The organism is Streptomyces axinellae, from assembly GCF_039532135.1.
In the GTDB taxonomy this organism is placed as follows: domain Bacteria; phylum Actinomycetota; class Actinomycetes; order Streptomycetales; family Streptomycetaceae; genus Streptomyces; species Streptomyces axinellae.
Map to the genome: position 1 here is coordinate 36,206 of NZ_BAAARJ010000012.1, position 25,332 is coordinate 61,537.

The following is a 25,332-nucleotide window of genomic DNA, read 5'->3' on the forward strand; positions in this document are numbered from 1 at the left end:
GCACCGCGCGTTACTGGCCGACCCGGCCGGGCTGGAGCACCTGTGTGAACAGCACGGCGCCGCCTTCCTCGCGCAGCCGCACCGTCAGCTCGCCGGTGCCGCCGTCGATGTCCACCTGGCCGAAATACTGGCCGCCCTCGGTGGGCGGGGTGTTCGCGCGAGCCGGGGCCTTGATGAACTTCTGGGCCGGCCCGAAGGTGCCGTCCAGCTTGAGCGCGGCGAAGCCGCCCGCGTTCATCGGCCCGGACACGAACTCCCAGAACGGCGCGAAGTCCTTGAAGGCGGCCTTCTCCGGGTCGTAGTGCTGTGCGCAGGTGTAGTGCACATCCGTGGTGAACCACACCGTGCCGGTGATCTTGTGGTGCTTGATGTGCCGCAGCAGCTCCGCGATCTGCAGCTCGCGCCCCAGCGGCTTGCCCGGGTCGCCCTGTGCGACCGCCTCCACGTCCGTCTTACCGTCGGGGACGACGAGTCCCAGCGGCATGTCCGAGGCGATGACCTTCCATACCGCGCGCGAGCGCGACAGCTCCCGCTTGAGCCAGGCCAGCTGGCCCGAGCCCAGGATGCCCTGGGTGTCGTCGGACTGGCGCCCCGGCGAGTTGGGGTTGCGGTAGGCGCGCATGTCCAGCACGAAGACGTCCAGCAGCGGGCCGTGCCGCACCACGCGGTAGACCCTGCCGTCCTCGTCCTTCGGGGGCAGCGTGCTCACGGGGAAGTATTCGCTGAAGGCCCGCAGCGAGCGTGCCGCGAGCGTGCTCACGTCCTTGACCGTGTACCGCTCGTCGTCCAGGATCTCGCCCGGATACCAGTTGTTGAGGACCTCGTGGTCGTCCCACTGCACGATCCACGGGATCTGCGCGTTGAACCGGCGCAGCTTCTCATCCAGCAGGTTGTAGCGGAAGTTGCCCCGGAACTCCGCCAGCGTCTCGGCGACCTTGGACTTCTCCTCGGTGACGACGTTGCGCCATGTTCCGCCGTCCGGCAGCTGGACCTTCTCGGTTATGGGGGAGTCGGCGTAGATGGTGTCGCCGCTGTTGAGGAAGAAGTCCGGGTCCAGGCGCCGCATCTCCTCGAATATCGGATAGCCGCCCCGGTCCGGGTTGATGCCCCAGCCCTGCCCCGCCAGGTCGCCCGACCACAGGAACCGCACCCCGCGCCGCCGCTCGGGGGCCGTACGGAAGGTGCCGTAGACGGGCTCACCCCTCCGTCTGGGATCCTCCGGGTCTTCGAGGGTGACCCGGTAGTGGATCTGCTCGCCGGGCGGCAGACCGTGCACGGGCACGCGCCCCGTGAAGTCGGTGCCCCGCCCGATGACCGGGCTGCCCCATCGCTTCGGGTTGCGGAACGCCTCCGTCGCCGCCGTCTCCACCACCATCCGGGCCCTGCGGTCGGCACGTACCCACACCAGCCCGGAGGAAGTGGTCACATCCCCCGCCTGGACACCCCATTTCGCCGACGGCCGCCCGCGCAGGGCCTGCGCGGGCGCCGCCGAGGCCAGCAGCGGCAGCGACAGCGCGGCACTCGCGCCGAGCGTGCCGCGCAGCACGGCGCGCCGTGCGGGACTGGTGCCGTTCCGCGGAACGGGACCGGTCCCGTTTCTCGGACCGCCATGTGCCATGGGGGGCCTCCTCGAAGCATCGGGGCGTGCGCTGTTACCTGTATCCCGCCTGTGTGCCGTGCACACGAAGCCACGGTGAATGCCGGTGTCATGGACACGAATCCACTGTGAACAGCGACGTCATACGGGACAGCAGGGTTCCAGAGCGACCGCATGGTGTCACCAGGAGCCCCGCCTCTAGGATGCCGCCGGACGGAGCGGGTACGGACAGCCGTACGAAATCAAGGCGCGACCGGTTCACGACCCGGGGCCCGGCCGCGCCCCGTGGCCCGCGCGCTCGCACCCGCCGTCGCCGTAGCCGGCCGTCAGCCAGTCCCCAGTCCGTCCGCCCGCCCTCCAGGAGGCCCGATGTCCAGCACTCCCGCCCGATCGCCCGAACAGATCCGCGAGGACATACGGGCCCAGGGCGGAGTGGCACACGGCCCCGGCCGGCTCGCGCGCGCCGAGGAACTGCTCGCCGAGGCGGAGCGGTCGGCGGATCCGGCGGCCCTGGCCGAGGCGCTGCTCCAGTTGGCCGCCGCACGCCGCTTCGGCACACCGGCCCGGACCACCGCCGGGCCGGTCGGGCGGGCGCTGCGCCTGTGGGACGAGCAGCCGGACGCCTTCGCCCCGGAAGCCGTACGCGAGCTGCTGTGGTCACTGCGCTGGGCCGCCGAGGACGCCATCGAGGATCCGGATGTGCCCGCGGCAGCCGTGGCGGAGCTGCTGGCCGAGCTGTCCCGGCGCCACGCCACCGCGAGCCTGTCCCAGCGTCCCGTACACGCACGCGAGTTCCTCGCGGCTGTGCGCCTCGGGGATGAGGAACGCGCCGCGCCCGCGCTCGCCTCCTGGCACGCCGCACCGAGGGACGAGGCCGCCGACTGCCGGGGCTGCGAGCTGGCCTGGGAGGGCGCGGCCCACGCGCGCCGCGCGACCCTGGCGGAGGCGGCGGACCGGACGGCGGGGGCGGCGGGGGCGAGCGCGGCCGGCGCCGCCGAGGACGCGGAGGCACTGCGCCTGTGGGAGCCCGTGCTGCGCGGCGAACACGACTGCCGGAGCCGGCCCTCCCTTCTCGCCGCCGCCCTCCTCCCGCTGCTGCGCCTCGGCCGGGCCGACGAGGCACGCCGCCACCACCTCGCGGGCTACCCCGCCGTGCGGGAGGACCCGGCCGAACGGACCGCCGTCGCGCACCACCTGGAGTTCTGTGCCCGTACGGGGAACGAGCCGCGCGGTCTTCGCCTGCTGGCCGAGCAGGACCCGCACCGCTGGGAGGCGGCCGAAGACCCCGCGAGCCACGGCGACTGGATGGCCGCCGTGGCCGTGCTCATGCGCCGGCTCGTCGCCCTCGGCCATGGCGCCATGCCCGTACCGGGCCCGCCGGAACGCCGGTGGACGGCAGCCGCGCTGCGGGAGCACGCCACGCGCGAGGCCCTGGCGGTGGCCGCGCGCTTCGACCGGCGTATCTGGAGCAAGAACCTCCGGAACGAGAACCCCCGGGACGAGCACGGCGAAGAGGGTCGCGAGGGGGAGGAGCGGAGCCCAGGCGAGCGGAGCCGGGCCGAGAGCAACCGCCGGGCGGCGCTGGCCCGCATCGAGGCCGGACCGCTGAGCGGACACCTGCCGCTCGGCCTGGGGACCGGGCCGCTCGCGCCCCGTACCGGCGAGCGGGCCGCGGCGGAAGCCGGGGACAGCGACCCGCGGGCCCTGCTGGTCCGGGCCCGCGCGCTGAGCGTGGCAGGCCGCCCCGGGGCGCTCGCCGTGTGGGCGGAGCTGGCCGAGGCCGTCGCCCGCACGGGCGTGCGGCTCACGGAGGGGGAGCAGGCCGAACTCCTCGACCACCGCGCCATGGAGCTGACCCGTACCGACCCGGAAGCCGGCGCCGCCGCCTTCACCGAGGCGGCCGGCCGCTACGCGGGGGCCGGTATGCCCGGCGAAGCCCTCGCCTGCCGGGCCCGGGCCCTCCAGGCGTCGAGCTTCGCCCCCGACCCCGACCCTGGCCACGGCCCCGCCCGGTCCCGCTCCGCCCGGCACACGCGCCCGGCACAGGAACAACCGGGACGGCGGGCCGGAGCGCTGCTCGCCGAGGCGGAGACCCTGTGCGCCGAGGCCGAGGCCCAGCACGCCGCGGGCCAGATCAGCACGCGGCACGCCACCGCTGTGCTGCTGACCCGCGCCCGGCTGCGCGCCGCTCAACTGGGCGCGGCACGGCGCGCGGGCGAGAGCGAGCGCGGGGACGGAAGCGCGAGCAGGGACGGGGGCGGGGCAGCGGGTGCGGAGCGGGACGCCGCGTCGGACATCGACGCCGAGACGCTCGGCGCCGAGACCCTTGACGCCCAGGCGCTCGACGCCGAACTGGAACGTCTCATCGCCTTCGCCGAGCCCGACGCCGACGAGCCCGCCGTTCTCGCCCGGATCGCCGAGGCCACCGAGACCCGGGGGCGCCTGGCCGCGCAGTACGGCGACCCGGCGCACGCCGAGCGGCTGCTGACCGAGGCGGCGGCACTCTGCCACCGCGCCGAGCGGCCCTGGGCGGCCACCGGGCCCGAACTCGCCCTCGGCAGGCTGCTGCTGGAGAACGGCAGGCACACCCGGGCGGCGGAAGTCCTCGACGCCGCGCTGGCCGACCCGGAGCGCACCGGCACCGCCGGGGTGCCCGCCGACCTCGCCCGCCTGCACTCCCTCCTCGCGGAGGCGTACGCGGCCGCCGGCCGGCCGGAGGAGGAGGCCGAGGCGCTGTGGCATGCCGCCCGGTGGTGGGCGGAGGCGGACGGCGCGGCCCAGGGGGCGCGGGTCGGACTGCGGCTCGGCGGCTGTCTGCTGGGCCTCGAACGTACCGACGAGGCCGCGGCCGTCCTCGAAGCCGCGCTCCCCGGCCTGTTCGACGCGGGGGACGAGCCCGGGACCGTACAGGCGTGCGTCTGGCTCACCCAGACCTGTCGCGGCCCCGGACAGCTGCTGGCCGCCTCCCGACTGCTCCGGCGGACGGCCGGGGCACCGCACCCCTGGCAGGACCCGCACGGGCATGCCGTCATCGCCCACCTCGCCGCCGACACCCTGCGCGGGTCCGGCGAATACGACGAGGCGCGGGCCGCGTACGCCAGGGCCGAGGAACTGTGGCGCGCTCTGGAGGACACCCACGGAGTCGTCCGGACCCTGCACGCCCGCGCCTGGCTGGCCGCCGAGGCAGGCGGCCCGCCGGTGCGGTCACTCGCGCTCATGGACGCCGCCCAGCGGGAGATCGAGGCCGCACTGCGCGACGGGCCCGACGCGGACCGGCCCGCAGCGCCGGGGGCGGATGACGAACAGCGGCGTCTCCAACTGCGGCTGGAGACCGGTCACACCCACCGCCAGACGGCCGAGTTGCTGGCCGAGTACGACCACGCCCCGGAGAACCCCGAGCACGCCCACACCGCGCGCGTCCTGGCCCATGTGGATCTGGCCGTCGGCGCGTTCCGCGCCTGCGGGGAGGCCGGGCTGCACGACGCCACCGGGGCCGAGCTGCGCGCCGCGGGCCTGGAGGCCGATCTGGGCCGCTACGAGGAGGCCGTCGAACGGCTCACCCGGGTGCGCGCCGCCTATCCGGCCGGTACCCCGGATCCGTACGGCACCGTCGCCGAACGCCTGGCCGAGGCGGGCCAGATCGAGCTACGGATCGAGAACGCCCTGCGCTGAGCGGGCAGCGGGAGGCGAACGGCCTGCATTCCGCGGCCCGTTGCCCGTGCCCGGGGGTGCTCGCCCGGGGCCCGAGCCCGCCCGGGCGCCCGCCTCGGACGCCGGCCTCAGAGGCTCGCCGACCGCGCCGTGTCCAGGACTGTCCGGGCGACCGCCGCCGGGTCGTCGTTCATCGGCACATGCCCGCAGCCATGCAGCCGCACCAGCCGGGCACCAGGTATGACCCGTTTCGCCCGTACCCCCTGGCTCCGGGAGAGCAGCCGGTCGCGGTCGCCCCAGCCGATGGTCACCGGCACGCGCGTGATGTCCTCGCGGAACTCCGAGCCCGGCCGCTGCCCCTCGGCCAGTACCGGGGCGAATCCCGCGGCCCGTGCCGGCGCCCGGGTCTCGGCGACCACGGCGGCCGGGGAACGACGCTCAGGACGCGCGTAGATGGTGCTGGTCAGCGCGGCCCGCCCGGCCGCGGTGTGCGACAGCAGCCGGAGGGCGGAGGAGGGCAGCGCCCGCGCTCCCAGGCGCATGGCCCGCAGTACGGCGAAGGAGTAGCGGCGCTCGGCGCTGCTCCAGAACCCGGCGGGGGAGAGAGCGGTGACCGAACGCGCGTACCCGTGCAGTCCCATCTCCAGCGCCAGCAGCCCGCCGAGCGAGTTGCCGGCCACGTGCGGTCGCTCGACCCCCAGCGCCGCGCAGACCTCCGCCAGCAGCGGCACCACGCTCCGGATCCCGTAGGACACTCCCTCGGGCAGCGCGGGCGAGGCGCCGAAGCCGGGCAGGTCCACAGCGATGACGTTCGTACCGCGCGGACAGCACCGTCAACACCGGCTCCCACGCCTGCCAGTGGTGTCCTATGCCGTGCAGCAGCAGCATCGGCTCGCCGCTCCCGCGACGCTCGTACGCCACGTCGAAGGCGGGCCGGTCGGGCGGCTCGACGCGGACGACGGCGGTGGAGACGGGCACGGGCGCCTGCGGGGTGAAGACGGCGGACATGGCGGCTCCTGCGGTTCCGGTCGGCGCGGTGGCGGGGACTGCGCGTAGCCGGATCACGGACTGCGCGCGAATGCCCGCTCCCAGGGCTCGTTGACACCATGTCAGCAAGCCTGCCCCGGAGAGAAGGCTGCTGCGGCCACCTTCGACGCCGGCTGGCATCATGGCGGCGTGAGCGCGGATGGCGGCCCGAATTCAGATGCGACCGAGGTCTTCGAGGAGCACCGGACGGTGCTCCTCGGCGTGGCCTACCGGATGCTCGGCCGCGTGGCCGATGCCGAGGACGTGGTGCAAGAAGCGTGGCTGCGCTGGTCGGCGGCCGACCGCGGGCAGGTGCGCGAACCGCGCGGCTACCTGGTACGCGTCACCACCCGCCTGGCCATCGACCGGCTGCGCCAACTGCGATCGCGGCGGGAGACGTACGTCGGCACCTGGCTGCCCGAACCCCTGGTCACCGACTTGGCGCCGTCCGCGGCGCGGGACGAGCGGGACGGCGCGGAGCGCGCGGTGCTCGCCGAGTCGGTGTCGCTGGCCGTGATGGTGGTCCTGGAGTCCCTCTCGCCGCTGGAGCGCGCGGTGTTCGTGCTGCGCGAGGCATTCGGCTTCCCCTATGCCCAGATCGCGGAGACGCTGGAGCGCGGCGAGCCCGCCGTACGGCAGATGGCGTCGCGCGCGCGGCGTCACGTGGAGGAGCGCAGGACCCGCTTCGAGGTGGACCCCAAACTCCAGCGGGACCTGACGGAGCGCTTCTTGAAGGCGTCGGTCGAGGGCGACCTGGAAGGGCTGCTCTCCTTGCTGGCACCGGATGCCCGCCTGCTCTCGGACAGCGCGGGCAAGGCCAAGGCGCCTCGCCGCACCATCCTGGGCGCGGACAAGGTGGCCCGCTTCCTGGCCGCGATCGCCCCCCAGGCCCGGGACGCCGCCTTCGGCTTCCGCTTCCTGGAGCTGAACGGCGGCCCGGCGCTGCTGATCACCTTCGGCGGCGCGCCCGACACGCTCTTCGCCGCCGAGGTGGCCGAGGGGCGCATCCAGTCCCTCTACCTGATCCGGAACCCGGACAAGCTGGCCCATCTCGCCTCCGAGGGAGACTGAACCCGCGCCACGGGGGAACGGCCCCCGGCGGCTCCGCGGCCTCAGAGCCCGCCGGTGACCCGCAATACCGCGCCGGAGGTGTAGGACGCCTCGTCCGAGAGCAGCCAGGCCACCGCGTCGGCGATCTCCTCCGGCTCGCCGGGGCGCCGGGCCGGGGTGATCTCCGCCTTCTTCCATGCCCGGTCCGGGTCCCCCATCCGCGCGTGCATCCCGGTCAGCACGGAACCGGGCTGGACACAGTTGACGCGCACACCCTCTCCGGTGAACTCCTTGGCCAGCCCCACCGTCATGGCATCGACGGCGGCCTTGGACGCGGCGTAGTGCACGTACTCGCCGGGAGAGCCCAAGGTGGCGGCGGCGGAGGAGATGTTCACGATGGAGCCGCCGAGCCCGCCGTGCACCGTTGACATCTCCCGCAGGGCGCGCCGGGCACACAGCAGCGTGCCCACCACATTGACGTCCACCACGCGCCGCATCACGTGAGGGGAGGTCTCGGTGAAGCGGCCGAGCGGCCCGGAGACGCCCGCGTTGTTGACCAGGCCCGTGAGGGGGCCGAACGCGTCCCGGACCGTGTCGAAGAGCCGGTCGACCGACTGTTCGTCGCTGGTGTCCGCGCGCACGGTCACCGCTTCGGCGCCCGCCTCGCGCACCGCGTCCGCCGTGCGCCGCGCCGCGACCGCGTCCTGCTCGTAGCAGATGCCCACCCGGTGGCCGTCCCGCGCGAGCCGCAGCGCGGTGGCCGCGCCGATGCCACGGCTTCCGCCGGTGATGACGGTGACGCGCTGCCGGGTGGAGGGAGTGACAGGACGGGGCATAGGATCCTCCAGTTTTGATCGATGATCGATCATTACAGTGCGACCGCCGCCCGGCAAGGGTGCGGGGCCGCCCGATTGGTCTTGACCAAGGGTGGGGGCCGCCCTATCGTCGGGGAGGCATACGCAAGGACCTTTAAAAAACAAGCACACATAAACACCGCCCGCTGGGCGAACGGGGATTGCGGAGGCAAGGGTGGGGACCACGCGACTGGAGACGGTGCCGGAGCCGAAGTACTGGCACCTGAAGACCGTGCTGTCCGACGCGCTCGACTCCGAGTTCGCGGTCGGCGAGATCCTTCCGAACGAGCGCGAGCTGGCGGCCCGCTTCGGAGTCGCCCGCGCCACGCTCCGCCAGGCCCTCGAACAGCTGGAGCTGGAGGGCCGTCTCCAGCGCCGCCGCGGCGTGGGCACCACGGTGGCCCCGCCCAGGGTCGGCGTCGGTGTCGGCCCCGAAGGCGGCCCGTACGTATGGCCCGGCGCGCCCGGCGACGCCTGGCACACCGAGGACCACGAGGAAACAGTGCCGCCGGCGCCGGTCGCCCGGCTGCTGGACACGGGCGGCGACGCCGTCCACGCCCTGCGCCGCAGTCGCACGACCAGCGGCCAGCCCGTGGCCACCGAGGTGCTCTACATCCCCGCCCACGTCGTCTGCCCGCCCCCCGCCGAACAGGACGGACACAGCGCCACGGGAGCCGCGCGCGCCCGCGCCGTCCTCCGCGAGCTGCACCGGATGCCGCTGGCCGGCCAGGACCGCACGGTCGAGCTGGGCTCGGCCCGCGCCGAGGACGCCCGCCGGCTGGACCGGCTGCCCGGTGCCCCCGTGCTCGTCGTCACCACCCGCTACCTCATCGACAGCGGCACCTCGGCGGTGGCGGTCTCCACCTTCCGGGCCGACACCTGCCGGCTGTCCTTCAGCGACTCGGACGCGGCCCCGCTGCTCGCGGGCTGAAGCCGCCCGCAGACTTTGTCGGCCGCCTGACCTTCGACGGCTGAACGGCACCTGCACGTCCGGGCAGGTGCCGTCGTGCGCGGGTGCGGGGCCCGGCCCTCGGCCCCGGTCCCGCGCCGGACTGCCGCGCGGCGTGGGGGAGATCAGGTGGTGGCCAGCAGCAGGTCCTCTCCGCTCGACGGGCGCAGACCATCGGCGCGGGCCGCGAAGTAGCGGTCGGCCAAGGCGCTGCCCGGCACGTGCCGGGCGTCCTGGAAGCCGGCCTCGCGGGCCAGCGCCAGCATCTCCTCCGGGGTGTAGAAGCTGATGAACGGCGTTCCCGACGAGCGTGCCCCCTCCTCGCTGTCGCGCAGCCCCGGGCGGTCGGCGTCCTCGACACGTTCGGCCGGCAGCAGGAAGGTCATGGCGAGGGTGGAGCCGGCGGCCAGCCCGGCGATGCGGCGCAAAGTGGCGGCGGTGGTCTCCTTGGTGAGGTACATGCTGACGCCGCTGGAGGCGAAGACCGCCGGTCGCCCGGGATCGAAGCCGGCGTCGGTCAGCGGCTCCAGCCAGGAGTCGCCCGCCTCGAAGTCGACGGGCACCAGGCGCAGCCCGTCGGGGACGCCGTAGCCGAGCTCGATCAGCCGTTGGCGCTTCCAGGACTGGTGGCCGGGCCGGTCGATCTCGAAGATCCGCAGCCGGGCGGCGACCTCCGGTCTGTGCTGGGCGAAGGTGTCGAGTCCGGACCCCAGGACGACGTACTGGGCGACGCCGTGCCGGGCCTGCTCGACGACCAGGTCCTCGACACAGCGGGCGCGCGCTACGACGGCCGCCCGGAAGCCGCTGGTGGCCTGCGGGTCCATGTCGGGGCGGCTGTGCCAGTCATCGTCCGGGCCTGCCAGCCGCAGCCCGACCTCGTCCGCCAGCACATGCGGTGGCGGATCGACCCGGACGTGCATCGCCCGCCAGAGGGCCACCCGCATCGCGGTACTGTCCGGCGCGCCGGCCGCTCGCTCCGTCATGATCGCTCCTCGCCTTCGCCTTCGCCTCCGCCTTCGCCTCCGCCTTCGCCTCCGCCTTCGCCTTCGCCTTCGCGTTCGCGTTCGCGTTCGGCGGCCGGTGGCGCCTGAAGGCTCCACAGGCGCCCGTCGGGGTCGCGGACGGTCATCTCCCTCGTCCCGTAATGAGTCTCCTCGAACGGGCTGACCACCTCGACGCCGGAACCGGGGTCGAACGCCTCCGCGTCCGGCGCCTTCAACGCCAGCTGCATCCCGGGCTTCCGGTCCTCGGGGACCTCGGCGATGAAGACGTACGGGCCGTCGCCGTTGCGCAGTTGGCCGGAATTGTGGTCGGTGGTGAACTCCAGTTCGAACCCCAGTGACTGGAAGAACTTCGCCGCTTTCCCCCAGTTGTGGGTTTCCAGGAACACGGCCTCGATTCCCTCGGTCGTCATCTCAGCTCTCCTTCTCCGTCGGCGGCTGCTCTTCCCTCTCGGGGGCGTCGAGGTAGGCGCGCAACGCGTCGGCGACCAGCGCCGACAGTGACATGCCCGACTCGATGGCGCGGAACTTGACCTGCTTGATCAGTGCTATCGGCAGGTACACGTTGAACTGCTTGACTCCCTCGTCGCTCACCTGGGCGATGCTAGCATCCTAGGAAACTAGGTGGCTGGGCGGCGGGGCGGCTACCGCTTTCCGCGGACAGGAGAGGCCGGAGCAGGACCGGAGCGACGCGGCCACCCGTAGTCCTGGGCGGCAGGCGGCAGGCGGCAGGCGGATCGCGGGAGCGGTGGCTCAGACCGCGGCGGCGGTCTCGACGGTGAACAGCTCGCCCTCCACATGGTCCAGGGCCAGCCGCAGCGCGCCCGTCGCCACCGCCGTATCGCCCAGCAGGGAGAGCGCGACCCTCGGCGGGCGCAGGCAGTAGCGCTCCAGTTCGCCGCGCAGCGGGTCGAGGACTCCGTCCAGGCCCGAGGCCCAGCCGCCCACGACCAGCAGTTCCGGGTCCAGTGCCAGCACGAGCGCGGCCACATCGTGCACCAAGCGGGCCACGAAGCGGTCCATCGCCCGCCGTGCCCGCTCGTCGCCGCCCTTGGCCTGCGCGAACACCCGGGCCACGGCGGCCTCGTCGAGCGGGTGCAGGGGCTCATCCGTCGTCGAGAGCAGCCGCTCCGGGGTCGCCTCCCGGCCCAGCAGATGCAGCGCCCCGATCTCCCCGGCGGCCCCGCCGAACCCGCGGTGCAGCCGCCCGCCGATCAGCGAACCGGCGCCGGGGCTCAGCCCGGCCAGCACCATGACCACATCGTCCACGCCGCGCGCCGCGCCTTTCCAGTGCTCGGCCAGGACCCCGGCGTTGGCGTCGTTCTCCACCAGTACCGGGCAGCGGAACGAGCGCCGCAGCCGTTCGCCCAGCGGCAGCCCCGTCCAGCCCGGCAGCGCGGTACCCAGCCGCACCGTCCCGTCGGCCTCCACGATGCCCGGTGTGCCCACGCCGACCGCGCGCAGCGCGTCCCGGGCGACATCGGTCCTGCGCAGCAGCTCGGCCACCGTCCCCCGGGCCCGGTCCAGCCGCTCCTCGGCCGTGGCCGTCTCCTGGACCTCCCGCGCCACCGACCCCGTGATACGGCCCGTCAGATCCGAGAGCACGGCGGCCACCCGGTGCGGGCCGATCTCCACGCCCAGCAGGTGGCCCGCCTCGGCGCGGAAGCGGAAGCGCCTGGCCGGGCGGCCCCGCCGGGCCGAGCCGCGTATGTGCGCGGGCTCGTCCTCCGCCTCGGCGACCAGGCCCGATTCGATGAGTCCCTCGACCACACCCTCGACCGTCGGCCGGGACAGCTCGGTGGCGTGCACCAACTCGGTCAAGGTCAGCGGCGAGGAGGTGGCGGAACCGCGCAACGTCCGCAGCACGACCGTGGAATTGATCCGCCGCAGCAAGGACGGGTCCCTTCCGGTGAGCCTCCCCAACGTCCGCCTCCCTCCGTATCGCGTGGGCGGATCGTAACCGCTCCCGGCGATCACGGCGAGTGTCCTTCAGGGGCAGGCCCGGCAGCCGTCGCGACCGCCCGGCTGTGAGTGAGCGCCGTAGTCGGCGAGTGAGCGCTTCAGTTGGCGGGTCCTGAGCGTTGTACTTGGCGGGCGTGCGGGTGCGGCTTCGGCCTGGCCAACCGACGAAATTAGCTGACCTGGAGCTTCGCCGACGGTCGGGTGTGCGGATCCCCTGCTTACCCGCCCCCTCGCCCGCCAGAAGTAGCTCGCCGCCCGCGGTAGCCACGAAAGCCGCGGCGCAGCGCAAGGGCGCACCATATGAACACTGCCGTCAGTGCGGCTGCGGCCGAGGCACCCAGCACCGGCGGCTCCGGCCGAAAGCCCAGTGAGAGCCGGGTGCCCATGAAGGTGAGTATGAGTACGAGCACATCCGGCCCGATGAGCGGAACCCTGGCGGCGACAGCCCGCAGCGCGGCTGCCGCCGTCAGACCGGTCACGCTCCAGGCCACCAGGTACAGCCGCACCTGCCCCGAAACGGCGAGCGGCATCCCGTACTCGTCGGGGCCGAAACGGTACGACGCGTCTGCCCAGCCCAGGCCGACCCCGAGGATGGTGAGGCCCGCCGCCCACAAGGCATGGCGCCATAGTGGACCAGGCCGCAGGGACTCTTCGTCGCCGTCGAAGCTCGCGCAGTTGTCAGGGCGGGAGAGGCCGGGCGATTCCGTCACGCCCAGAAAAACGCGGCCCGGAGGCCGCCGGTTCCCACCCGAGTCGCCAACCGATGCTTTCGCGTCGGCCGAGAAGCACCGCCCCTCCGGTGACCACGGTGTACCGCCAGCCAACAGCCGCTGCTCGACCTCGCAGGTACTGACTGACGGCCCCATGCACCCAGCACAGCGCTCACGAAACACGCGATTGCCGATTTCGCCCGAATCCAGAGCAGGGCCATGGTCCTGGCGCTGCCCTGCCCGCCAACTACGGCGCTCAGACTCGCCAACTACGGCGCTAAGTCACACCGGCGGGCCCCCGCGCCAACCCGCTGTCAGTGCTGGGAGGTTGACTGGTGGCATGTTCCTCACGCACCACCTCGCCGCTCTCGACCGCCTGCGCGCACAGTCCGGGCCGGGCGTCGCGGAATTACGCACGAGCCATACCGGCCCCGACGACGACGCGGCCGACGTGCTGGGGACCGAGCGGGAATTCCAGGCCGAGTACGAAGCGCTCGCCGCGCTGCTGTCCCGGCGCTGGGGCCCGGCGGAGACGGTGGACCTCACCGGGCACCTGGTCGCCACGGCCGAGGGCCGCGAAGTGCCGGAGCCGGAGCGTGCCTTGTGCGGGCATGTCGCCGAACTGAGCGTCTGGAGCGTCCAAGGCCGCTGGACGGGCATAGGCGTGGCCCGCTGGGGAGAGGGCGGACCGCTGCAACTGCTCGCCGGAGCAGGGGAGGAGGGCAGGCCCTGGCCCTGGTCACCCTCGTCCGGATCCCGCCCGGGGGGCGTCTCGGGGGCGGGGCTGTGACGGCACCGCAGGGCCCGCTCACTCCTGTTGCTCCGCGTCCGAGACGGCCTCCCGCAGCCGGGCGAACTCCTCGGCCAGCCGGGGCGGCGGAAAGTGCGCGTTGAGCCCGCTGGGGTTGGGCAGCAGCCACACCCGGAAGCCGCCTATCAGCCGCTCCTGCGGGCCCACCGCCGCCTTCCGCTCGCCGAATGCCGCCCGGTAGGCCGTGATCCCCAGCACCGCGAGCCGCCTCGGACGCAGCCGCGCCACCTTTTCCTCCAGCAGCCGGCCGCCCTCGGTGAACTCCCCGGGCGACAGCTCATCAGCGCGCGCCGTGGCCCGTGCGACGACGTTGGTGATGCCCAGTCCGTAGGACAGCAGCTCCCGCTCCTCCTCGGGCGCCGGCTTGCGGGGAGTGAAGCCGGAGGCGTGCAGCGCGGGCCTGGGGCACCTCCCGGACGAAGTCTGGGGGACTGTTGCCCGGCCGGGCGAAGTGGTGGCCGCCGGCGGCGGAAAGGAGCCCCGGGTTGATGCCGCAGAACAGGACCCGCAGCCCCGGGGCCGCCACGTCCGGCACCAGCCGGTCGCGCGCCGCCGCCAGTTCCTCCCCGGTGAAGCGCCGCGTCAGAGGATCGCCCCCGGCGCGTACGCCGCGGCCTTCGGATGGGTCTTGGCGACCTCCTCGACGCGCGCCACGACCTCGGCCGTCTGCGCCGCGGCGGCGCCGGTGAAGGACAGCCGGTCGTCCATCAGCGCGCCCAGCGCCTCCCGGTCCAGCGGGATGCGGATATCGGCGGCCAGCCGGTCCAGCAGTTCGTTGTGCTCAGCGCCCTGGCGCATGGCCAGCGCCGAGGCCACCGCGTGCTCCTTGATCGTCTCGTGCGCCGTCTCGCGGCCCACCCCGGCCCGCACGGCGGCCATCAAGACCTTCGTCGTGGCCAGGAACGGCAGATAGCGGTCCAGCTCGCGGGAGACCACGGCGGGGAAGGCGCCGAACTCGTCCAGCACCGTCAAGAACGTCTCCAGCATCCCGTCGAAGGCGAAGAACGCGTCCGGCAGCGCGACCCGGCGCACCACCGAGCAGGACACATCGCCCTCGTTCCACTGGTCGCCCGCCAGCTCGGAGGCCATCGAGGCGTAGCCGCGCAGGATCACCATCAGCCCGTTGACCCGCTCGCAGGAGCGGGTGTTCATCTTGTGCGGCATCGCGGAGGAGCCGACCTGGCCCTCCTTGAACCCCTCGGTCACCAGCTCCTGCCCGGCCATCAGCCGGATCGTCTTGGCCAGCGACGCGGGCGCCCCGCCCAGCTGCACCAGGGCCCCGAGGACCTCGTGGTCCAGCGAGCGCGGGTAGACCTGGCCCACGGAGGTGAACACCTGGCCGAAGCCGAGGTGTTCGGCGACCCTGCGCTCCAGGTCGGCGAGCTTCTCCGCGCCCTGGGGCCCGCCGCCCAGCAGGTCCAGCATGTCCTGCGCCGTGCCGACCGGACCCTTGACGCCGCGCAGCGGATAGCGGCGCAGCAGCTCCTCCAGCCGGGCGAAGGCGACCAGCAGCTCGTCGGCGCCGGTCGCGAAGCGCTTGCCGAGGGTGGTGGCCTGCGCCGCGACATTGTGCGAACGGCCCGCCATCACCAACTCGGCGTGCTCGCCCGCCAGCTTGCCCAGCCGCACCAGCAGCGCGACCGTGCGATCGCGGGCCAGCTCCAGGGACAGCCGGATCTGCAGCTGCTCGACGTTCTCCGTCAGGTCCCGGGAGGTCATTCCCTTGTGCACGTGCTCGTGTCCGGCCAGCGCGTTGAATTCCTCGATGCGGGCCTTCACATCGTGCCGGGTGACCTTCTCGCGCTCCGCGATCGAGGACAGGTCCACGTCCTCGGCCACGCGCTCGTAGTCGGCCACCGCCTCGTCGGGCACCGCGATGCCCAGGTCCCGCTGCGCTTTCAGTACGGCGAGCCACAGCCGCCGCTCCAGCACGATCTTCGACTCGGGAGACCAGATACGGACCAGTTCGGGGGAGGCGTAGCGGGACGCCAGGACGTTCGGGATACGCGGCTTGTCAGTCACGCCGCCCGAGTCTACGGGGCCGCGCTAAGGGGTGTCGCCGCAGGCCAGCGGGGCCAGCTCGGGCCGCTTGCAGGCCCGCCCGTCCCCCGTGGACCGGCCCGTGAGCCGACGGCCTATCCAGGGCAGCAGATGGGTCCTGGCGAAGCGCGCGTCCGCCGCCCGCCTGGCCGCCCAGGACGGCGGCTCGGACGGCGGGAGCGGCGCGTTCCAGTCCGCTTCCGCCGGCAGTCCCAGTCGCTGCCAGACCGCCTCGGCGACCCTGCGGTGCCCCTCGTCGGTCAGATGCAGCCGGTCGTCCGCCCACATCCTCGGGTCGCTCAGCGCCTCGGAGGCGTACAGGTCGACGACGAGGGCGCCATGCCGCTCGGCCAACTCGTCGATGAAGTCGAAGAGCTGTTCCATCCGCGGCCGGTAGCGCTCCAGCACCGGGCCGTTGCGCCCCGGGCTGCGCATCAGGACGAGTGTCCCGGCCGACGGCGCGAGCTTGCCCGCGGCCTCCTCCAGCAGCGCGCACACCCGCCGGGTGTCGCAGTTGGGCCGCAGCACGTCGTTGAGGCCGCCGACCAGCGTCACCAGGTCGGCACCCATCGCGGCAGCGGGCGCGACCTGGTCCTGGACGATCTGCCCGATGAGCTTGCCGCGCACGGCGAGGTTCGCGTAGCGGAAATCCGGCTCCGAGGTCGGCAGACGGGCCGCCAGGCGGGCCGCCAGCAGGTCGGCCCAGCCGCGGTAGACGCCGTCGGGGAGGAGATCCGACATCCCCTCGGTGAACGAGTCACCCAAAGCGACGAAGGAACGGATGGGTCCGGTGGAAGCTGCGCTGGTCACGAAACACCAGAATAGCCCTGTGCCCGGAACGGCCGATGGCCGCCCCGGGCACGGGAACACGAGCGCGGATCAGGTCTGGCCGACCAACTCCCGCAACACATCCTCCATGGTCACCACGCCCGTGGCCCGGCCGTCGGCGCCGGTCACCGCCGCCAGGTGCGTGCCGCTGGAGCGCATCGCGCCCAGTACATCGTCCAGGGGCAGCGAGGCGCGCACCCGGGCGATCGGCCGCATCGCGGTGACCGGGAAGGGCTGCTCGCGCGGTGAGGCGTCCAGCGCGTCCTTGACGTGGAGATAGCCCAGCACCCGACCGTCGTCGTCCACGACGGGGAAGCGGGAGTAGCCCGAGTCGGCCGACAGCCGCTCCAGGCTCTCCGGGGTGGCCCCCCAGCGGGCCGTGACCAGTTTCTCCAGCGGCTGCGCCACATCGCCCACCGGGCGTCTGCCCAGCTCCAGCGCGTCCCGCAGCCGCTCGGTCGAGCGGTCGTCCAGCAGCCCGGCCTCGCTGGAGTCGGCCACCATCTGTGCCAGATCGTCGTCCGAGAACGCGGCCTCGACCTCGTTCTTGGGCTCGACCCGCAACAGCTTCAGCAGCGCGTTCGCCACCGCGTTGATCGAGAAGATCACCGGACGCAGGGCCCGGGTGAGCGCCACCAGCGGCGGGCCCAGCACCAGCGCCGCCCGCTCGGGGCCGGCCAGCGCGATGTTCTTGGGCACCATCTCGCCCAGCAGCATGTGCAGGTACGTCGAGACCGCCAGCGCGATCACGAACGAGATGGGGTGGATGGCGCCCTCGGGCACGCTCAGCGCGTGGAAGACCGGCTCCAGCAGGTGCGCGATCGCCGGCTCGGCGACCACACCCAGCACCAGCGTGCACAGTGTGATGCCCAGCTGTGCCGCCGCCAGCAGCGCCGCCACGTGCTCCAGGCCCCACAGCACCTTGCGGGCCCGCTTGTCACCGGCCTCCGCGAGCGGCTCGACCTGCGCGCGCCGCACCGAGATGAGCGCGAACTCGGCGCCGACGAAGAAGGCGTTGACCACCAGGGTCAGCAGCCCGATCAAGAGCTGTACCGCGGTCATCGGCGCGCCTCCCTGTTGTCTGCGTGCCCTGCGTGCCCTGCGTGCCCTGCGCCCTCGTCCCCGGCGTGGCCGGAGTCCCCGACCTCGCTCGCGCCCCTGGCGCTTCTGGTGCCCTCGGCCGCGGGCCCGTCCTCAGCGGGGTCGTCCCCCGGCGCCGGGCCGGTGAGCAGCACGTGGGCCGCTCTTCTGCCGCTCGCGTCGGCCACCTCGATCCGCCAGCCCGCGACATCCAGCGTGTCGCCCTCGGCCGGGATACGGCCCAGCTCGGTGGCGATCAGCCCGGCGAGCGTCTCGTAGGGGCCCTCGGGCGCGCGCAGGCCGATGGCTTCCAGCTGGTCGGTGCGCGCGGCGCCGTCGGCGTCGTAGCGCCGCCTGCCTCGCGCGTCCTCGCCCGCCGGTGCCAGGTCCGGCGTCTCCAGCGGGTCGTGCTCGTCGCGGACCTCGCCGACGACCTCCTCGATGATGTCTTCCAGGGTGACGACACCCGCCGTGCCGCCGTACTCGTCGATGACGACCGCGATGCTGCGGTCCCCGCCCGAGAGCTGGTCCAGCAGCCGGTCCACGGTCAACGACTCGGGCACCAGCAGCGCCTCGCGCATCAGATCCGTCACCGGCCGCAGCCGCCGCTCGTCGGCGGGGACCGCCAGCACGTCCTTGATCCGGACGATGCCGACGACCGTGTCCAGGCTGCCCCGGTAGACCGGGAAGCGGGACAGGCCGGTGGCGCGGGTCGCGTTCGCCACATCCTCCGCCGTGGCCTGTACCTCCAGCGAGGTGACCTGGACGCGCGGGGTCATCACGTTCTCCGCGGTCAGCTCGGCCAGGTGCAAGGTGCGCACGAACAAGTCCGCGGTGTCCTCCTCCAGCGCGCCCTCCTTCGCCGAGTGCCGCGCCAGCGCCACCAGCTCCTGCGGCGAGCGGGCCGAGGCCAGCTCCTCGGTGGGCTCCAGTCCCATCCGCAGCAGGATCCGGTTGGCGGTGTTGTTCAGGTGGCGGATCAGCGGGCGGAAGGCCGCGGAGAAGACGCGCTGCGGCGTCGCCACGGCCTTGGCCACCGGGAGCGGCTTGGAGATCGCCCAGTTCTTGGGCACCAGCTCGCCCACGACCATCAGCACCACGGTGGACAGCGCCGTGCCGAGCACCAGTGCGACGGTGGTGGAGGCCGAGGACGGCACCCCGACGGCACGCAGCGGTCCGGCGATCAGCCGCGAGATGGACGGCTCGGCGAGCATGCCGACGACCAGATTGGTGACGGTGATGCCCAGCTGCGCGCCGGAGAGCTGGAAGGTGAGAGAGCGTACGGCCGCCAGCGCGCTGCGCGCACCGCGCTCGCCGCGCTGCTCGGCCCGCTCCAACTCGCTGCGCTCGACCGTGGTCAAGGAGAACTCCGCCGCGACGAACGCGCCACAGGCCAGCGCGAGCAGCAGCGACACCAGCAGCAGGAGCACTTCCGTCATCGGTCCTTCACCTCCCCACCATGATCGGGCAGGGAGCGCGAGCACGCGCGGTGTCGGGGGCTGATACTAGGAGGGTCGCCCATGGGCGGACGCTCACACCTTTCGGTTCCGATGACGGCGCCGGGCCTGCTCTGGCAGGTCCGGCGCGGGGTGGTTCATCGTAAACGGCCAGGGCACACCGCTTGTTCCCGGCGCTTGTGCGCTCTTGTGCCCCGTGCGCCCCCCGGCGGCCCCGGGAGAGCCGCCGTCAGGTGTTGGCCACAGGTTTGACCCAGCGGCTCCACTCCGGCCGGGGAGCGTGGCCCGCCGCCTCCCGGATCCGGTGCGCCCGCTCGTCGTGGTCCAGCGCCATCGCGTCACCGCGCCGGCCGCCCAGCGCCGCGAACCGCTCCTCGGCCGCCGCCGGCAGCGCCCGCGCGATGCCCCGGTGGCGCTCCGCGGGCAGCACCGCCAGCCGGTGGAGCGAGCACCGCCACCCTCCCTTGGACTTCGTCCGGGAGGTACCCCCAAAGCCGACGATCACGGTGCCCACCATCCGCCCCGCACGTTCCGCCAAGAGCAGCGCATGCGGATCGCGCGCGATCAGCCGGGCCACCCCCTTCCGGTCGGCGCTGACGCTCGTCCTCTCCGCCGCCCGGCTCCAGAAAGGCCGCCCGGCTCCAGAAAGTCGGCACCCCGTCGATGTCCGCCTCCTCCGCGGGCCGTATCCGAAGCTCACTCATGGCCGCGTCCCAACACGGTCGGCGCGCCTGTGACCAGCGCGTTTCATCTGGCGGGCGGGGGAGGGCCCGGCCCGTCAACCGCCCGCCAGCTCCTCGATCACCGGAGCGAACGCCTCCAGGTTCTTGTCCAGCACGGTGAAGTAGGACAGCCCGAAGCGCTCGCGGTGCGCACGCAGCTGCTCGGCCATCTCCTTGGGCGAGCCCAGCAGCAGCGCCGGATGCTCCAGCAGTTCCCGTTCGCTCAGGTCCGGCGCGTACGGGGCGAGTTCCCCCGCCTTCGCGCGCCGGTCCGGGGCGTCGGCGACCAGTTGGACGAGGTAGTTGAGTTCGACGGTGCGGCCCTCCTCGGCCGCCAGGTCGCGGAACGCGGAAGTGCGCCGCTCAAGCTCCGAAGGGGAGATCAGCTCCAGCGTCCCCTCGGGTTTCCCGGGGGCCTGCCGGGCGCCGGTGAAGGCCATGATGTCGGCTTCCCGGGCCGCCAGGCGCAGCACCCGCCCGCCGTTGCCGCCGAGGACGACCGGCACCTTCTCCTGGAGCGGCCCGGGCTCCTGCCCGGGGTCGGCCAGCAGCCGCCTGACCTCCACGACGGTGTGCTCCAGGTGGGCCACCCGGCCGCCGGGGGAGGCGAACGGCAGCCCCGCCGCGTCGTGCTCGTCCTTCATATAGCCCGCGCCCAGGCCCAGTTCGAGCCGCCCGCCGGTGAGCTGGTCGCAGGTGGCCGCCTCACGGGCCAGCAGCGCGGGGTTCCAGAAGCCCGCGTTGAGCACGAAGGTGCCCAGCCTTGCCCGTTCGGTCACCTGCGCGGCGGCGACCAGCGCCGGGAAGGGAGCGGGCATGCCCAGGTGATCGGGAACCAGGATCGCGTCGTAGCCCCGCTGCTCGGCGAGGCGGCAGCGGTCGCGGAAGTGCCGGCCGTCGGCGAAACCGATCATGTTGACGGCGAAGCGGAACGGGCGTGGCATACGAGCCTCCTGTTGTCCCACGGCAGTTGCTCCGCAGACTAGCCAGCACCAGGCCCCTCCGGCAGACCGCGGGCCACCGCCCGTGCTCCGGGTGGCTGTGTCACAGGGGCGTGATCTCCTGTGACCAGGGAGCACCCGCACCCCGACCCGCCGCCACCCCAGGACAGCCGTGGACACCAGGAAGAGCAGGCCCGACGACAGCACCGTCCCACCGCAGCGCGCGGCGCCCGAAGACCCGCGCGAGCGCGGACGTGAGCGGACGCCGGGCAGGTGGCGCCGCTGGTCGATGGACACCCGCCCGCTGCGGCGGCCGGCCTATCGCCGTATGTGGTGCTCGACCATCGCCACCTCGGTGGGCAGCCAGCTGACCGCCGTCGCCGTGCCCAAGCAGGTCTACGACATCACCGGCTCCTCGGCGTGGGTCGGCTACGCGGGTCTCGCCGGGCTGTTGCCGCTGATCGTCTTCGCGGTCTGGGGCGGCGCAGTCGCCGACCGGATGGACCGGCGCAGGCTGCTGCTGATCACCGACACCGGTCTCGCCGTCACCTCGGTGCTGCTGTGGGCCCAGGCCCTGGCCGGGCTGGACTCGGTGCCGGTGCTGATGGTGCTGCTCGCGGTGCAACAGGCGTTCTTCGGGCTGGGCTCGCCCACACGCACCGCCTCCATACCCCGCCTGGTCCCCGCGGGGGAGGTGCCCGCCGCCAACGCGCTGGGCTCGACCGTCTCGCAGACGGGCATGCTCGTCGGGCCGCTGCTGGCCGGTGCGCTGATCCCGCTGATCGGCCTGGCCGAGCTGTACCTCCTCGACTCGGTGGCCCTGTGCGCCGCCGTGTGGGCCGACTGGCGGCTGCCCGCCCTGCCCCCGCTGACCGGGCCCGGGGCCGACACCACATCCGGCCGGCCACGCTCGGGATGGCGCGAGATCGCGGCGGGGTTCCGCTACTTGTCGCGGCACAAGGTGCTGCTGCTGTCGTTCGTGGCGGACGTCATCGCCATGGTCTTCGGCATGCCCCGGGCCCTGTTCCCGCAGCTCGCCTCGGAGACGTTCGCCCCCTGGGGTACGGGGTTCGCACTCGGGCTGCTGTTCGCCGCCATCCCGGTCGGGGCTGTGCTGGGCGGGCTGATGTCCGGCACGTTCTCCCACGCGCGACGGCACGGCCTCATGGTGCTGTGCGCGGTCGCGGCCTGGGGCGTGTCCATCACCGGGTTCGGCCTCAGCGCCGCCCTGTGGCCGGCGCTGGCCTTCCTCGTCGCCGCGGGGGTGGCCGACATGGTCTCCATGGTCTTCCGCCAGGCCATTTTGCTGTCGGCCGCGACCGACGCGATGCGCGGCCGGCTCCAGGGTGTCTTCACGGTCGTGGTCGCCGGAGGCCCGCGCCTGGCGGACGCGCTGCACGGATCCATCGGGGCCGCCCTGGGACCGCGCACGGCCATCGCGGGCGGTGGCGTGCTCGTCGTCCTGCTGACGCTGGCCCTGGCCTTGGTACCAGCGTTGCGCCGCTACAAGGTCTGAGCGCCCGTCGCCCGATCCGGCACGGGCTGCTCAGTGGCTGCGGGCGCTGCCCAGTACGTGGAAGGAGTGCGGCAGGGCCGGGCCCTGTTCGGGGACCAGCACCCGGGTGAAGTCGGGCGCCGCGAAGCCCGCTTCGGTGATGTCCGCCAGCGGATCGCGCCCCGTGTGGCAGCCGCCGAACAGCCGGGGCCACACCGTCTTGTCCACCAGCCGCTGCACCGCCGCCATTCCGGGGCGCCCCTCGGCCACCCCGTGCTCGAAGAAGCGCAGTTCACCGCCCGGCCGCAGGACCCTGCGCAGCTCGGCGAGCGCGCGCGGCACATCCCGCAGCGAGCACAGCACCAGGGAGACCACCGCGGCGTCGAACGAGGAGTCCGCCATCGGCAGTTCCTCGGCCGTGCCCGGCAGCAGGTCCACCGGCACTTTCGCCCGCAGCGCGGCCTCCGCCGCCAACTGCCGCATGTGGCGCTCCGGTTCGACCGCCACCACCTCGCAGACCGTCTCCGGATAGCGCGCGAAGTTGAGCCCGTTCCCTGCGCCGATCTCGATCACCCGGCCGGAAAGCCCTGCCAGCAGCGCGTCCCGGTGCGCTGCCACTCCGCCGCGCTCGTCATTGAACACGCTCAGCCGGGCGTAGCAGCGTGCGAACAGCGGATGCCGTACGGCATCGCGCGGCGGGATCCCGGACTTGGCGGGCATGGCCTCTCCTTCTGCGTGGGGTGGCCCGCCTGTGACCACGGGCGGGCGCGTATCCCCGCCAGCCTGCCGCGCACCCGCGCCCGGGCCAAGCTCCCACGGGTGCGCTTCCGCCGTACGGATTATCGTGCGGCGGCCCTCGGACCGGTACGCGGTGGCCCACGGACCGTCGGGCGAGGGGCCTCGGACCGGCGCACGGTGACCCCGGGCCGCAGGGCCGCAGGGCCGCAGGGCCGCCGGGCGGTCGCCGCTGAGCCGATGACTGGTGTCTGGTGACTGGCGGACGGCGGACCCGCCTACGGTGTCCGTCAGGCCCGGGAGCCGTCCGCCGGGGAGTGCGCTCGCTCCCGCGGGGCCCGCCATACGCCGCCCAGCTCCGTTGCCAGCCAGCCCGGGGCGGCCGAACGGAAGTCCTCGGGTCCCAGAGCGCCGGCGCCGTCCGGGACCGTGCCCACCACCGGGAGCCCCGAAGTCCTCGGCAGATCGGTGAGGTTGCAGCGCGTCGCCAGGTCCGGCCTGGCCGGCATCCTGCCGATCACCAGTCCGGCGCAGTCGATGCGCCGGGTCCGCAGTGCCTCTGCCGTGAGCTCGGTGACGTTGAGCGTGCCCAGCCCCGGCTCGGTGACCACGAGCACGGGTGCCGCCAGCAGACGGGCGGCGTCCGCCAGCGTGGCGCCCGCCGCGTCGAACCGCACCAGGAGGCCGCCCGCGCCCTCGACCAGCACCAGGTCGTGTGTCACGGCGAGCTTCTCGGCCGCCTCCGCGATCTGTCCGGGCCGCACAGCGGGCCTGCCGGAGCGCTCCGCCGCCGTCGCGGGCGCCAACGGATCGGGGTACCGGGCCAGTTCCGTGCCGGTGACCCAGGGGCCGGGCAGCCCCGGGAGGCTGTCGGCCCCGGTCAGTTGCCGTACCCGGGCCACGTCGCCGGGCTCGTCCGCGCCGACGCCGGTCTGGGCCGGCTTGAGGACCGCCACCGAACGGCCGGTCCGCAGCGCGCAGGCCGCCACGGCTGCCGTGACCACCGTCTTGCCGATCCCCGTTCCCGTCCCCGACACGACGAGCACCCCGCGCACTCCTTCACCCCCCGGCACTTCAGGCATTCCGGCCGTCCACGTCATGCCCGGCCTCATCCTTCCCTTGCCGCCGCGCACAGGGCGGCGGCGATCCGTGCGACATCCTCGTCCGGGGTGATGTACGGCGGCATCGCGTACACCGTGTCGCGGAAGGGCCGCAGCCACACGCCGGTCTCCACGGCGGCGCGAGTGGCGGCCGTCATGTCCACCTCGTGGTCGAGGCGCAGGACACCGATCGCGCCCAGCACGCTCACCTCCCGCACTCCGGGCAGCGCGGCGGCCGGGGCCAGGCCGGCGCGCAGGCCGCTGCCGACCCGCTCGACCTCGGACCGCCAGTCCTGGGAGAGCAGCAGGCCGATCGAGGCGTTGGCCAAGGACGCGGCCAGCGGGTTGCCCATGAAGGTCGGCCCGTGCGCCAGCACGGGCACGCTGCCGCGCGCGATCCCCTCCGCCACGCGTGGCGTGCACAACGTCGCCGCCATCGACACATAGCCGCCGGTCAGCGCCTTGCCCACGCACATCACATCCGGGGCGGTCCCGGCGTGCCCGGCGGCGAACAGCGAGCCGGTGCGCCCGAATCCGGTGGCGATCTCGTCCAGCACCAGCAGCACATCGTGCGCGTCGCACGCCTCGCGCAGCGCCCGCACATAGGCGGGGGAGTGGAACCGCATCCCGCCGGCACCCTGCACCACGGGCTCGACGATGACGGCGGCCAGCTCGTGCGCGTGCCGGCCGATCAGCTCATCCAGCTCCCGGAGGTAGTCCGGGTCCGGTCCGGCGTCGAAGCCCGCGGGCGGTGCCTGCGCGAACACCTGGACGGGCAGGGCGCCCGACCACAGGTGGTGCATGCCGCCGTCCGGGTCGCACACGGACATCGGGTGCCAGGTGTCGCCGTGGTAGCCGCCGCGCCACGTCAGCAGCCGCCGCTTCTCGGGCCGCCCCAGCGAACGCCAGTGCTGCAGGCACATCTTGACGGCGACCTCGACCGCGACCGAACCCGAGTCCGAGAGGAACACATGCTCAAGGCCGCCGGGGGAGATCTCGGCCAAGGTGGCGGCCAGCCGCACGGCGGGCTCGTGGGTGAGCCCGCCGAACATCACATGGCTCATCCGGCCGAGCTGCTCGCGTGCCGCCTCGTTGAGCACGGGGTGGTTGTAGCCGTGGACGGCCGACCACCACGAGGACATGCCGTCCACCAGTTCCCGCTGCCCGAACGCGGGCCGCGCCAGCCGCAGTCGCACCCCCTGGGCCGACTCCACCACCAGCGGCTCGAGCGTCCCGGGCATCGGCCCGTACGGGTGCCACACGTGCCGCCGGTCCAGCGCCAGCACGGCGTCCGGCTCCATGCCCGCCTCCGTGCCCGGATGC

Annotated in this window: 22 protein-coding genes and 2 pseudogenes; 6 read left to right on the plus strand and 18 right to left on the minus strand. The window is 73.6% G+C overall.

The genetic code is table 11. The features are described from left to right. Positions 1 to 10: 10 nt before the first annotated feature. On the minus strand, positions 11 to 1,618 hold the full coding sequence (locus tag ABD339_RS18875) for an alkaline phosphatase D family protein (RefSeq protein ID WP_344567545.1): 1,608 nt from the start codon (positions 1,616 to 1,618) through the stop codon (positions 11 to 13). Positions 1,619 to 1,966: 348 nt separating this feature from the next. Here ABD339_RS18875 and ABD339_RS18880 point away from each other — a divergent pair, with 348 nt between their 5' ends. After that, positions 1,967 to 5,269, plus strand: a complete 3,303-nt coding sequence (locus tag ABD339_RS18880; RefSeq protein ID WP_344567546.1) for a hypothetical protein — start codon at positions 1,967 to 1,969, stop codon at positions 5,267 to 5,269. A 107-nt stretch (positions 5,270 to 5,376) separates the two neighbouring features. On the opposite strand, the pseudogene ABD339_RS18885 reads toward ABD339_RS18880, so the two are convergent. Next, positions 5,377 to 6,169, minus strand: a pseudogene (locus ABD339_RS18885) (alpha/beta fold hydrolase). On the opposite strand from ABD339_RS18885, the gene ABD339_RS18890 reads away from it, so the two are divergent. Further along, positions 6,122 to 6,304, plus strand: coding sequence for a hypothetical protein (locus ABD339_RS18890; RefSeq protein WP_344567735.1), 183 nt, complete (start codon positions 6,122 to 6,124; stop codon positions 6,302 to 6,304). The pseudogene ABD339_RS18885 and the gene ABD339_RS18890 overlap by 48 nt on opposite strands. A 120-nt stretch (positions 6,305 to 6,424) precedes the next feature. After that, a complete protein-coding gene (gene sigJ, locus ABD339_RS18895) occupies positions 6,425 to 7,345 on the plus strand; it encodes an RNA polymerase sigma factor SigJ (protein ID WP_344567547.1) in 921 nt (306 codons plus the stop codon). 41 nt (positions 7,346 to 7,386) lie between these two features. Here sigJ and ABD339_RS18900 read toward each other — a convergent pair whose 3' ends face one another. Then, positions 7,387 to 8,160: an SDR family oxidoreductase gene (locus tag ABD339_RS18900; protein ID WP_344567548.1), complete on the minus strand. Its 774-nt coding sequence runs from the start codon at positions 8,158 to 8,160 to the stop codon at positions 7,387 to 7,389. Positions 8,161 to 8,353: 193 nt separating this feature from the next. On the opposite strand from ABD339_RS18900, the gene ABD339_RS18905 reads away from it, so the two are divergent. Next, positions 8,354 to 9,109 carry a GntR family transcriptional regulator gene (locus ABD339_RS18905; RefSeq protein ID WP_344567549.1) on the plus strand — a complete coding sequence of 252 codons (756 nt, stop codon included), beginning with the start codon at positions 8,354 to 8,356 and terminating at the stop codon, positions 9,107 to 9,109. A gap of 143 nt (positions 9,110 to 9,252) precedes the next feature. Here ABD339_RS18905 and ABD339_RS18910 read toward each other — a convergent pair whose 3' ends face one another. From ABD339_RS18910 to ABD339_RS18930, 5 genes are all read right to left on the minus strand, one after another. Then, the gene (locus ABD339_RS18910) at positions 9,253 to 10,110 is read right to left on the minus strand and encodes a class I SAM-dependent methyltransferase (protein WP_344567550.1); all 858 of its coding nucleotides are present in this window, start codon (positions 10,108 to 10,110) and stop codon (positions 9,253 to 9,255) included. Continuing rightward, on the minus strand, positions 10,107 to 10,541 hold the full coding sequence (locus ABD339_RS18915) for a VOC family protein (RefSeq protein ID WP_344567551.1): 435 nt from the start codon (positions 10,539 to 10,541) through the stop codon (positions 10,107 to 10,109). The genes ABD339_RS18910 and ABD339_RS18915 overlap by 4 nt, the downstream gene beginning before the upstream one ends. A gap of 1 nt (position 10,542) precedes the next feature. Next, a complete protein-coding gene (locus tag ABD339_RS18920) occupies positions 10,543 to 10,722 on the minus strand; it encodes a ribbon-helix-helix domain-containing protein (RefSeq protein ID WP_344567552.1) in 180 nt (59 codons plus the stop codon). A 159-nt stretch (positions 10,723 to 10,881) separates the two neighbouring features. Then, positions 10,882 to 12,051, minus strand: a complete 1,170-nt coding sequence (locus ABD339_RS18925; protein ID WP_344567553.1) for an ROK family protein — start codon at positions 12,049 to 12,051, stop codon at positions 10,882 to 10,884. Between the two features lie 257 nt (positions 12,052 to 12,308). After that, positions 12,309 to 12,800 carry a hypothetical protein gene (locus tag ABD339_RS18930; RefSeq protein WP_344567554.1) on the minus strand — a complete coding sequence of 164 codons (492 nt, stop codon included), beginning with the start codon at positions 12,798 to 12,800 and terminating at the stop codon, positions 12,309 to 12,311. Positions 12,801 to 13,140: 340 nt separating this feature from the next. On the opposite strand from ABD339_RS18930, the gene ABD339_RS18935 reads away from it, so the two are divergent. Beyond that, a complete protein-coding gene (locus ABD339_RS18935; protein WP_344567555.1) occupies positions 13,141 to 13,590 on the plus strand; it encodes a hypothetical protein in 450 nt (149 codons plus the stop codon). Between the two features lie 18 nt (positions 13,591 to 13,608). On the opposite strand, the pseudogene mug reads toward ABD339_RS18935, so the two are convergent. The 7 genes and pseudogenes from mug to ABD339_RS18970 form a co-directional block, all read right to left on the minus strand. Then, positions 13,609 to 14,146, minus strand: a pseudogene (gene mug / locus ABD339_RS18940) (G/U mismatch-specific DNA glycosylase). 47 nt (positions 14,147 to 14,193) lie between these two features. Further along, entirely contained in the window at positions 14,194 to 15,633 is a 1,440-nt protein-coding gene (purB, locus tag ABD339_RS18945) for an adenylosuccinate lyase (RefSeq protein ID WP_344567556.1), read from the minus strand. 24 nt (positions 15,634 to 15,657) lie between these two features. Next, entirely contained in the window at positions 15,658 to 16,461 is an 804-nt protein-coding gene (locus tag ABD339_RS18950) for an SGNH/GDSL hydrolase family protein (protein ID WP_344567557.1), read from the minus strand. Between the two features lie 69 nt (positions 16,462 to 16,530). Further along, positions 16,531 to 17,541, minus strand: a complete 1,011-nt coding sequence (locus ABD339_RS18955) for a hemolysin family protein (protein WP_344567558.1) — start codon at positions 17,539 to 17,541, stop codon at positions 16,531 to 16,533. After that, complete coding sequence (locus ABD339_RS18960; protein ID WP_344567559.1) at positions 17,538 to 18,998, minus strand: hemolysin family protein; 1,461 nt, start codon at positions 18,996 to 18,998, stop codon at positions 17,538 to 17,540. The genes ABD339_RS18955 and ABD339_RS18960 overlap by 4 nt, the downstream gene beginning before the upstream one ends. Before the next feature lie 247 nt (positions 18,999 to 19,245). After that, on the minus strand, positions 19,246 to 19,593 hold the full coding sequence (locus ABD339_RS18965) for a GNAT family N-acetyltransferase (RefSeq protein ID WP_344567560.1): 348 nt from the start codon (positions 19,591 to 19,593) through the stop codon (positions 19,246 to 19,248). Between the two features lie 201 nt (positions 19,594 to 19,794). After that, positions 19,795 to 20,682: a TIGR03621 family F420-dependent LLM class oxidoreductase gene (locus tag ABD339_RS18970; RefSeq protein WP_344567561.1), complete on the minus strand. Its 888-nt coding sequence runs from the start codon at positions 20,680 to 20,682 to the stop codon at positions 19,795 to 19,797. A 169-nt stretch (positions 20,683 to 20,851) separates the two neighbouring features. On the opposite strand from ABD339_RS18970, the gene ABD339_RS18975 reads away from it, so the two are divergent. Continuing rightward, positions 20,852 to 22,195, plus strand: coding sequence for an MFS transporter (locus ABD339_RS18975; protein WP_344567562.1), 1,344 nt, complete (start codon positions 20,852 to 20,854; stop codon positions 22,193 to 22,195). A 30-nt stretch (positions 22,196 to 22,225) separates the two neighbouring features. Here the strand turns inward: ABD339_RS18975 and ABD339_RS18980 are convergent, their stop codons facing one another. The 3 genes from ABD339_RS18980 to ABD339_RS18990 form a co-directional block, all read right to left on the minus strand. Next, positions 22,226 to 22,894 carry a class I SAM-dependent methyltransferase gene (locus ABD339_RS18980; RefSeq protein WP_344567563.1) on the minus strand — a complete coding sequence of 223 codons (669 nt, stop codon included), beginning with the start codon at positions 22,892 to 22,894 and terminating at the stop codon, positions 22,226 to 22,228. A 305-nt stretch (positions 22,895 to 23,199) separates the two neighbouring features. Beyond that, positions 23,200 to 23,991, minus strand: a complete 792-nt coding sequence (bioD, locus tag ABD339_RS18985) for a dethiobiotin synthase (RefSeq protein WP_344567726.1) — start codon at positions 23,989 to 23,991, stop codon at positions 23,200 to 23,202. 26 nt (positions 23,992 to 24,017) lie between these two features. Next, positions 24,018 to 25,310: an adenosylmethionine--8-amino-7-oxononanoate transaminase gene (locus tag ABD339_RS18990; RefSeq protein ID WP_344567727.1), complete on the minus strand. Its 1,293-nt coding sequence runs from the start codon at positions 25,308 to 25,310 to the stop codon at positions 24,018 to 24,020. Positions 25,311 to 25,332 lie beyond the last annotated feature (22 nt).

Coding starts and splice junctions, on each gene's coding strand:
- ABD339_RS18875 (WP_344567545.1), bottom strand. CDS start 1,618: ATGGCACATGGCGGTCCGAGAAACGGGACCGGTCCCGTTCCGCGGAAC.
- ABD339_RS18880 (WP_344567546.1), top strand. CDS start 1,967: ATGTCCAGCACTCCCGCCCGATCGCCCGAACAGATCCGCGAGGACATA.
- ABD339_RS18900 (WP_344567548.1), bottom strand. CDS start 8,160: ATGCCCCGTCCTGTCACTCCCTCCACCCGGCAGCGCGTCACCGTCATC.
- ABD339_RS18910 (WP_344567550.1), bottom strand. CDS start 10,110: ATGACGGAGCGAGCGGCCGGCGCGCCGGACAGTACCGCGATGCGGGTG.
- ABD339_RS18915 (WP_344567551.1), bottom strand. CDS start 10,541: ATGACGACCGAGGGAATCGAGGCCGTGTTCCTGGAAACCCACAACTGG.
- ABD339_RS18935 (WP_344567555.1), top strand. CDS start 13,141: ATGTTCCTCACGCACCACCTCGCCGCTCTCGACCGCCTGCGCGCACAG.
- ABD339_RS18955 (WP_344567558.1), bottom strand. CDS start 17,541: ATGACCGCGGTACAGCTCTTGATCGGGCTGCTGACCCTGGTGGTCAAC.
- ABD339_RS18960 (WP_344567559.1), bottom strand. CDS start 18,998: ATGACGGAAGTGCTCCTGCTGCTGGTGTCGCTGCTGCTCGCGCTGGCC.
- ABD339_RS18970 (WP_344567561.1), bottom strand. CDS start 20,682: ATGCCACGCCCGTTCCGCTTCGCCGTCAACATGATCGGTTTCGCCGAC.
- ABD339_RS18980 (WP_344567563.1), bottom strand. CDS start 22,894: ATGCCCGCCAAGTCCGGGATCCCGCCGCGCGATGCCGTACGGCATCCG.
- bioD (WP_344567726.1), bottom strand. CDS start 23,991: ATGCCTGAAGTGCCGGGGGGTGAAGGAGTGCGCGGGGTGCTCGTCGTG.
- ABD339_RS18990 (WP_344567727.1), bottom strand. CDS start 25,310: ATGGAGCCGGACGCCGTGCTGGCGCTGGACCGGCGGCACGTGTGGCAC.